Genomic DNA, 7,731 nt, shown 5'->3' on the forward strand with positions numbered 1-7,731 from the left:
CCCTTCAAGGGCATGAATGGGATGGAGGTGGAAGACGTCGGACGCTCCATGGTGGTTCCTCCTGGAGGCCTTCGCTCCGTGCGCTTCTTCCTGACCCTCCCGGACGGCCGTTCCTTCGCGCTGGAGAAGCCGGTGGTGTCCGTGGGCTCCGAGCCCGCGTGTGACGTCGTCCTCTCCGCACCGGGGGTGAAGGGCAGCCACGCCCTGGTGTTCCGTGACGCGCGCGGGTGGACGGTGTCCGCCGCCAGCGCGGACTGTGACGTCCGGTTTCGTGGCAAGCGGGTGGAGCTGGCGCCGCTGGAGCCGGGGGAGTCCTTCAGCGTGGGCAGGGCTTCGCTCACGCTGATGGTTTCGGAGGCGCCGGTCCGGGTTGAGCCTTCCTCGACGCCATCCCGCCTGCTGGGCGTGCTGACGGACTTCGCTTCGCGGCTGCTCGTGCAGCGCCCTGCGTCGGAGCTGCTGGAGGCGGCGCTGCGGGGCATCGCGGACGTCACCTCCGCGGACGTGGGGTTCCTCGTGTCGGTGGAGGGGGACCGGCGGCAGGTGCTGGGGGCCACCGGCTCCGTGCCGGCTTCGGCGGTGGTGGACAGTCTGGTGGAGCAAGTCGTGGGCTCGGGGGCTCCGGTGCTGGTGCCGGACATCGCGGCGGATGCGGCGCTCGCGGGGGCTCCCAGTGTCCTGGCGTTGCGGCTGACGTCCGCGCTCGTGCTGCCACTTCGCGCGGGCTCCGCGCCCCTGTGCGCGGTGTACCTGGGACGGCGCCTGGGCAGCCCTCCGTTCTCGACCCGCGAGCTGGAGGAGGCCATGGCGCTGTCGTCGCTCGCGGCGCTGCTGCTGGCCACGTCGCGGGAGCTGACGGAGCTGCGCGCCCAGGTGGACAGCCTCACGCAGCGCATCGCCGCGGCCACGTTCGAAGGGCTCATCGGTGAGTCCCCGGTCATGCGGAACCTCTACCGGCAGGTGGAACGCCTGGGGCCCACGTCCCTGCATGTGCTCATCCAGGGGGAGACGGGCACGGGGAAGGAGGAGGTGGCCCGCGCGCTTCACCGGCGGAGCGGCCGGCGCGGACGGCTGGTGGCCATCAACTGCGCGGCGCTTCCGGAGTCCCTCATCGAGCGGGAGCTGTTCGGCCACGTTCGCGGGGCGTTCTCCGGCGCGACCTCCGACCGCGCGGGGCTGGTGGAGGCGGCGGATGGGGGCACGCTGTTCCTGGATGAGATTGGAGACATGCCGCTGCCGCTCCAGTCGCGCCTGCTGCGCGTCGTCCAGGAGCACGAGGTGACGCGGCTGGGCGAGCATCGTCCCCGCAGGGTCGACATGCGGGTCGTCGCCGCCACGCATCAGCCGTTGAAGGCGCTCGTCGCTCGGGGTGCCTTCCGGGAGGACCTCCTCTTCCGGCTGGACGAGGTGCGCCTGGAGGTGCCCGCGCTGCGGGAGCGCGGTGAGGACGTGCTGCTCATCGCGCACCATGTCCTGAAGCAGGAGGGGGCGCGTGCGCGGGGCTTCACGCAGAAGGCGGCGGAGGCCCTGCGCGGTCATCCCTTCCCGGGCAACGTTCGCGAACTCGTGTCTCGCGTGCGGCGCGCGGCCATCCTGGCGTCGGGGGAACTCATCGGCGTCGAGGACCTGGACCTGGCCGCGGACACGGCACCGCTGGTGCCCCTGGATGAGGCTCGCGATGCCTTCGTGCTGCGCTATGTGCGCGAGGCCATTGCCCGCAGCGGAGGCAGCAAGAAGGAGGCGGCCCGGGCCCTGGGCATCGGTGTGCGCTCCGTGTTCCGATACCTGGGGGAAGAGGAGTGAGGACGGCTCCCCCATCCTCGCAGCTGATCACCATGCGCTTCCCACTCTCGTTCTTGCTGCTGGTCCTGCTCGTGGCCCCGGGGTGTCCGCTCGACATCCAGGTGCGTGAGGAGGTGGACGCCGGCTGCTTGGGAGACGCCTGCGTGCGCTCCTGCGCCGCGGACCGGGAGTGTCCCGAGGGGCAGCGCTGCTCCGACGTCTACAGGGAATGCGAATCGGGCCCCCGCCTCACCGAGCCCTGCTCCGACCCCCTGGCCTGTTCGACGTTCGCGTACTGCGTGAAGGGACGCTGTACACGCGATTGCGACCCGGGCTGCCCCACGGGCTACCAATGCTCACCGGCTCCGGAGTCCCTGTGCGTCGAGACCTGCGAGGGCCTGCCCACCGAGCACCTGGGCGACTCCTGCGAGACCTCCATGGACTGCGCCCGCTGCGGCTTCTGCGCGAACCTGGGACGTGGGAAGATTTGTCACCAACCCTGCCGGTCGGATGCGGAGTGTCCCGGGGGACAGGCAGGCACGTGCGTGCAGCTCCCCGGCTCCACCCTCCGCGTGTGCCAGCAGTGAGGGCGCCCGGGGGTTTGATCGCGCGGATCCCGCTTCCTAGACTGCGCGCGCGATGACGGGCGAACTGTTGGCCGGCCGCTACCAGTTGGAGCAGGAGTTGGGGCGGGGCGGGATGGCGACGGTCTTCCTCGCCCTCGACCTCCAGCTGTCCCGCCGCGTGGCCGTGAAGGTGCTGCACCCGGGCCTGGACGCCCGCTTCACCGAGCGCTTCCGCCAGGAGGCGGAGGTGGTGGCCTCGCTCCAGCACCCCAACGTCCTGGCGGTGCATGACTTTGGCCAGGACGCCGTGCGCGGCCCGTTCCTCGTCTGTGAATGGGTGCAAGGCGAGAACCTGCGCGAACTGGCGCGGCGCCTGGCTCCATTGCCGCCGGAGGCCGTCGCGCTGCTGGGCTGGGAGCTGGCCCGCGCGCTGGACGCGGCGCATGCGCGCGGTGTGGTGCACCGGGACGTCAAGCCGGAGAACGTGCTCGTGGCGCGTGGAGGGCCGCTGAAGCTCGCGGACTTCGGCATCGCCGCGCTGGCGGACCAGGCCCGGCTGACGAGCACTGGCGCCGTCATCGGCTCGCTGCCGTACATGGCGCCGGAGCGCATGGATACCGGGGCGTGGTCCCCGGCGTCGGACGTCTACGCGGTGGGCGTCGTGTTGTTCGAGCTGTGCACCGGCTCGACGCCCCATGCAGGGGAGGGCAGTGCCCGGCTGGCGGTCTCGGTGATGACCCGCGATGCGCCGCCGTTGGTGGAGGCCGCGCCGGGCACGCCTGAGTCCCTGTCGGCGCTGGTCGCGCGGTGTCTTGCCCGGGATGCGCGTGACAGGCCCGTGGAGGGTGGGGCGCTGGCGCAGGAGCTGGAGGCGGTGCTGCGGTCGTGGGTCGGGGCTCCCGCCGAAGCGTCGCGTGCCTTCTTCCAGGCTCCGGAGCCCTGCGTGGCCCGCTGGCGCGAGGACCGGTTCCAGCGGCTGTTGGGCGAAGGCCGTGCGCTGCTCGCCGCGGGGCAGGGCGCCCGGGCTGCCCGGTGTCTCAACGCCGCGTTGGCGCTCCGGCCCGGGGCCCCCGAGGTGCTGGCGCTCCTGCGCTCGCGGCCCATGAGGAAGGGCCTCGCCCGGAGCGCGTGGGAGGCGCTCCCGCGCTCGTGGGCGGAGCACAAGCGAGCGCTCCTGGCGGCCCTGGTGCTCGCGGCGGTGTCGGGCGGGTTGGGGCCATGGGCATGGCGCGCGGGTGGCGCCAGGAGTCCGGCGGTGGCCACGGGGCAGGCGTCCGCGCCCGCGACGGATCCGGAGGCAACGGTGCAGACCGCCGTGCCAGTTGCTCCTGATGCGGGCTCGCCTGCCACGTCGGAGGACCTTGCCGCGCTCGCGCCCGGTGACGACTCCACTGCGACAAATGCCGCCTCCGCCGCGCTCTCGCCCGGTGACGACTCCACTGCGACAACGGCCGCCTCGGCACCGCCCGGCGCTGGCCTGCCCGCCACAAGCGAGGCCTCCGCCGCGCCCGTGGCCGTCGCCCGCCTTGATTCAGCGCAAAGACCTTCGCGTCCCTTGCATCAGGCGGCCGCCGGGACGCCGGTCCGGGGCGCGCGTCCGGAGGCTCCGGGCAGGTCGCCTCGGGCAGCGCCAGCGCCGCTGGCCCGCCCCGCCCAGGACTCTCCGCAACGGCCCGTGTCCCCGGAGCCCCCCGGCGACGAGCTGCCCGTCCGTGTCCCGGATGCCCGGGACTTCGCGACGCTCACGGTGGCGACACGCCCCTGGGCCGAGGTGTTCGTGGACGGCCAGAGCCGGGGCTACACCCCTCGGCTGCGCGAGCTTCGGCTGTCTCCCGGCACGCACCGGCTCCGCTTCGCCAACCCCCTGTGCGAGCCCGTCGAGGAAGTGCTCGAAGTGGCTGCCGGCGCAACCGTCTCGCGTGAAGTCTCCCTCCGGGTGCGCGACGCGGAGGTCACCCTCGTCGCGCCCGCGGCGTCCCGCGTCTTCGTCGACGGCGTGGAGGTGGGCGTGGCCCCGCTGCGCGACCCATTGAAGCTCTCGCACGGGGTACACCTCCTGTCCGTCCGCGACCCGGGAGGCCACGTGCTGAGGCAATCGCTCGACGCGGTGGCGGGGACCCACACCACGATCGTGCTGGGGGCCGCTCCATGAAGACCGCCATCGTCGCCCTGTTGCTCGCTGCGTCCTCTCCGCTGGGCCCCGCTCGCGAGGCCTATCAGTCCGGCGACCTGCCCCGCGCCCGGACCGCGCTGGAGGCCCTGCTCCAGCCCCCTCGGCTCTCCCATCCCCAGGAGGAGGCGGAAGCCCACCTGCTGCTCGCGGCGACGCTCCACGCCCAGGAGGACCTGCCCCGCGCGGAGCACGAGGCCGTGGAGGGGCTCGCGCTCGACCCCGACGCGAAGCTGGACCCCCTGGTGTATCCGCCGGACTTCATCGCCTTCCTCGAACGGGTGCTCGCGCAGCGCCATGACCGCATCGTCCAGCGCGCCGCCCGACTCCGCCCGCCCGTGCTCCTGCCCGGGCCCACGACCTCCATCACCGCTCCCGTCCTGGTCGAATCCCGCCCGGCCTCGCGAGGCTGGTACCTGGTGCCGTTCGGCGTGGGCCACCTCGTGCACGGCCAGCGTTCCAAGGGCACCGCGCTCGCGGTAGGGCAGGGCACGACGTTCGCCGTGTCCGCGGTCTCCCTGGGCGTGGCCCTGTCCCTGCGCGGCCCGGACGGCCGCTACTCGGCCCAGGACGCACCCACGGCCCGGGCCTTCAACGTCTCCTATCTCGTGGGCGCCTACGCCTTCGCGGCGCTCTACGCCTACGGCGTGCTGGACGGCCTGCTGTCCTCGCCCCCGCCACCCCACGGCAACGGGCCTGGGTGAGCGCAGCGACGCACTGACGCGGCGGCCCGTCCCGGTGTAGACGGGGAGGATGAACGACGTGAACCTGGTGGAGATCGCCCGGCGGTTCGAGCGCAAGCAGGCCACCTCCGCGGTGGCGCTTTCGACGGCGTCCGCGCCGCTCGCGGACGGCTGGATGGCGTTCGGCGGCGTGGGGTCCTACATCAACAAGTCGTGCGGCTACGGCTTCGAGCGCGCCGTCACGGACGCGGAGCTGGACGCGCTGGTGGACTTCTTCGCGTCGCGTGGCGTGGAGCCCAAGGCGGAGCTGAGTCCCTTCGCGCCCCAGCCGCTGCTGAAGGGGCTGGCGGACCGGGGCTTCGTGCTGCGCGAGTTCGAGACGGTGCTGTACCGGCCGCTGCAGGTGGGGGAGGACCTGTCGCGGCTGGACCGGGGCGCTCCCGCCGGGCTGCGCGTCGAGCGGGTGGATCCCTCCGACGACGCGGCGGTGCACCGGTTCGTGGAGGTCGCCGGCAGCGGCTTCGTCCCGGAGGGCGAGTCGATGCCGGCGATCTTCCTGGAGATGGGATTGAAGGCGGCGCGCAACCCCGCCTCGGACTCGTACGTGGCGTGGCTCGACGGCGTGGCGGTGGGGGCCGGCAGCTGCGAGGTGAGCGACGGGCTCACCTCGCTGTTCGGCACGTCGGTGCTGCCCGCGTACCGGCGGCTCGGCGTGCAGCAGGCGCTCATCGCCGCGCGGCTGGCGCGGGGGCTGGAGAAGGGCAGTGACCTGGCGGCCATCATGTCCTCGCCCGGCATCCCCACGGAGCGCAACGCCATGCGCCTGGGCTTCCTCATGGCCTACTCCCGCGCCGTGCTGGTGAAGCCCGGCGCGGGGCTGGAGCCGTCTCCCTGAGCGTCAGGGGCTACGGCTGCGGCACGGTGTACGCCAGGGGCAGCAGGGCGCCGTTCTTGTTGAAGGGGTTGTAGCTGCCCTGCGGGCCCACCCAGCCGCAGCCTCCGTAGCCGCGCATCTCCACCACCTGGTTGTTGTCGTGGAAGGCCCACCACGAGGACTCGCTGGAGGGGCCGGCCCGGCCGATGTTGCCGGTGGGCACGGAGAACGGCGTGCCTCGCAGGTCCACGTTGGCCATGCCCGTGCGGCTGCACCCCATGGCGGCCGCGTAGGTCATGGCCGTCACAAGCTCCCTGTTGACGTGCTTGAGGGAGCCGCTGGACGTCGAGAAGGAGTGGTCCCCGGTGTCCACGGCGAGGGTGACGGGGTTCAGCCTGACGCGCGTGAACCGGGTCCGCACGTCGGTGCCCGGCGAGTTCCCTCCCGACGTGTACTGCGAGTAGTTGGCGCCCTCCTCCGTGTGCACCAGGGAGAGGTACTCCCTGGGCGTGCCGGCCATGTCCTGGCACCAGGCCGTCCAGCGCTTCAGCGGGTCCTTGTTCACGAACAGCGCGTACTCGCCGTCCGGCGCACCGGGGTGGGCCGCCTGGACGTCCTGGCACGTCGCGGGGAAGTTCTCACCGCGGTAGTGGAGCTGGAGCAGGCCGCCATGCTGGTTGAAGGGATTGTAGCTGCCCTGCGGGCCCACCCAGCCGCAGATGCCGCCACCGGACAGCGTGACGACCTGGCCGTCCTCGCTGGAGACGGCGGCGCCGGCCCCGTTCGCTCCGCCCACGCTGAACGCCTGCGCCTCCACCGTGAAGGGGGTGCCCCGGAGGTCGACGTTGCCCTGGCCCTGTCCGCCGCCGCACGCCATGGCCACGCCGTAGGGCATCGCGGTGACGGTGTCCGGCGAGTGCGTCAGCGCGCCCGTGGAGGAGGCGAAGGTCTGATCCGCCGTGTCCACGCGCAGGGTCGCGGGGTCGATGCGCAGCCGGGTGAAGTGGGTGAGCACGTCGGTGCCGGGGGAGGAGCCGCCGGCGGTGTACCGCGAGAAGTTGGAGTCGGCGTCCGTGCGCGTGAGCGTGAGGTACTCGGCGGGCGTGCCGGCCATGTCGTGGCAGTACACGGTCCAGGACGCGCTGGGGTCACCCGCCACATACAGCACGTAGTCGCCGTCCGGCGCTCCGGGCTGGGCGGTGCGGATGTCCAGACAGCGGGTGGGCCGCTCGGTGAGGGCCTGGGGGCGCTCCGCCAGGGTGCCGGGGCTGGCGCTGTCGCTGGCGCCACAGCCGGCGGCGGCGAGCGCCAGGAGGCTCCAGGTCAGGGGCCGCGCGCGGCGGGGGAGGTGGGGGATGACGGAAGGCTTCTGGAAATTCATGAGGCTGGGCTCCGGTGAGAGGTTGCGAAGCCTTCCCATCGCAAGGTCGGGGCCACGCGGGCCGCCAGGGTCTCGCCGTCGGGATTCCGGGGCGTTACGGGTGAGCGCGGCCCGCCGGATGACGTGGCCGCGCCGCGAACGTGCCAGTCCTGGCACGCGCGCTGGCCCCTCCGAGGAGGCGGCCTGTCATGCTCCCCTCAGAGCCCTCCACGGACATCGCGGCGGGCGAACCCCGGCGCCGCGCGGGAGGCACGGCGCCGGTGCGGGTCTCCGGC

Annotated in this window: 5 protein-coding genes; 4 read left to right on the forward strand and 1 reads right to left on the reverse strand. The window is 73.0% G+C overall.

Going from position 1 to position 7,731, the window contains the following annotated elements:
• Positions 1 to 78 precede the first annotated feature (78 nt).
• The 4 genes from GTZ93_RS32755 (at position 79) to GTZ93_RS32770 (ending at position 6,096) form a co-directional block, all read left to right on the forward strand.
• A complete protein-coding gene (locus tag GTZ93_RS32755) occupies positions 79 to 1,803 on the forward strand; it encodes a sigma 54-interacting transcriptional regulator (RefSeq protein ID WP_139915114.1) in 1,725 nt (574 codons plus the stop codon).
• A gap of 618 nt (positions 1,804 to 2,421) precedes the next feature.
• Complete coding sequence (locus GTZ93_RS32760; protein ID WP_161663190.1) at positions 2,422 to 4,500, forward strand: serine/threonine-protein kinase; 2,079 nt, start codon at positions 2,422 to 2,424, stop codon at positions 4,498 to 4,500.
• Positions 4,497 to 5,222: a tetratricopeptide repeat protein gene (locus GTZ93_RS32765; RefSeq protein ID WP_139923838.1), complete on the forward strand. Its 726-nt coding sequence runs from the start codon at positions 4,497 to 4,499 to the stop codon at positions 5,220 to 5,222. Before GTZ93_RS32760 ends, GTZ93_RS32765 begins: the two co-directional genes overlap by 4 nt.
• Positions 5,223 to 5,271: 49 nt before the next feature.
• The gene (locus GTZ93_RS32770) at positions 5,272 to 6,096 is read left to right on the forward strand and encodes a GNAT family N-acetyltransferase (protein ID WP_120598512.1); all 825 of its coding nucleotides are present in this window, start codon (positions 5,272 to 5,274) and stop codon (positions 6,094 to 6,096) included.
• Positions 6,097 to 6,106: 10 nt separating this feature from the next.
• Here the strand turns inward: GTZ93_RS32770 and GTZ93_RS32775 are convergent, their stop codons facing one another.
• On the reverse strand, positions 6,107 to 7,456 hold the full coding sequence (locus GTZ93_RS32775) for a GON domain-containing protein (protein WP_161663191.1): 1,350 nt from the start codon (positions 7,454 to 7,456) through the stop codon (positions 6,107 to 6,109).
• Positions 7,457 to 7,731 lie beyond the last annotated feature (275 nt).

It is taken from the genome of Corallococcus exiguus (genome assembly GCF_009909105.1).
Taxonomy (GTDB): Bacteria; Myxococcota; Myxococcia; order Myxococcales; family Myxococcaceae; genus Corallococcus; species Corallococcus exiguus.

Bases quoted from the DNA above. Each gene is read 5' to 3' on its own strand.
- GTZ93_RS32765 (WP_139923838.1), top strand. From the start codon at position 4,497: ATGAAGACCGCCATCGTCGCCCTGTTGCTCGCTGCGTCCTCTCCGCTG.
- GTZ93_RS32770 (WP_120598512.1), top strand. From the start codon at position 5,272: ATGAACGACGTGAACCTGGTGGAGATCGCCCGGCGGTTCGAGCGCAAG.
- GTZ93_RS32760 (WP_161663190.1), top strand. From the start codon at position 2,422: ATGACGGGCGAACTGTTGGCCGGCCGCTACCAGTTGGAGCAGGAGTTG.
- GTZ93_RS32775 (WP_161663191.1), bottom strand. From the start codon at position 7,456: ATGAATTTCCAGAAGCCTTCCGTCATCCCCCACCTCCCCCGCCGCGCG.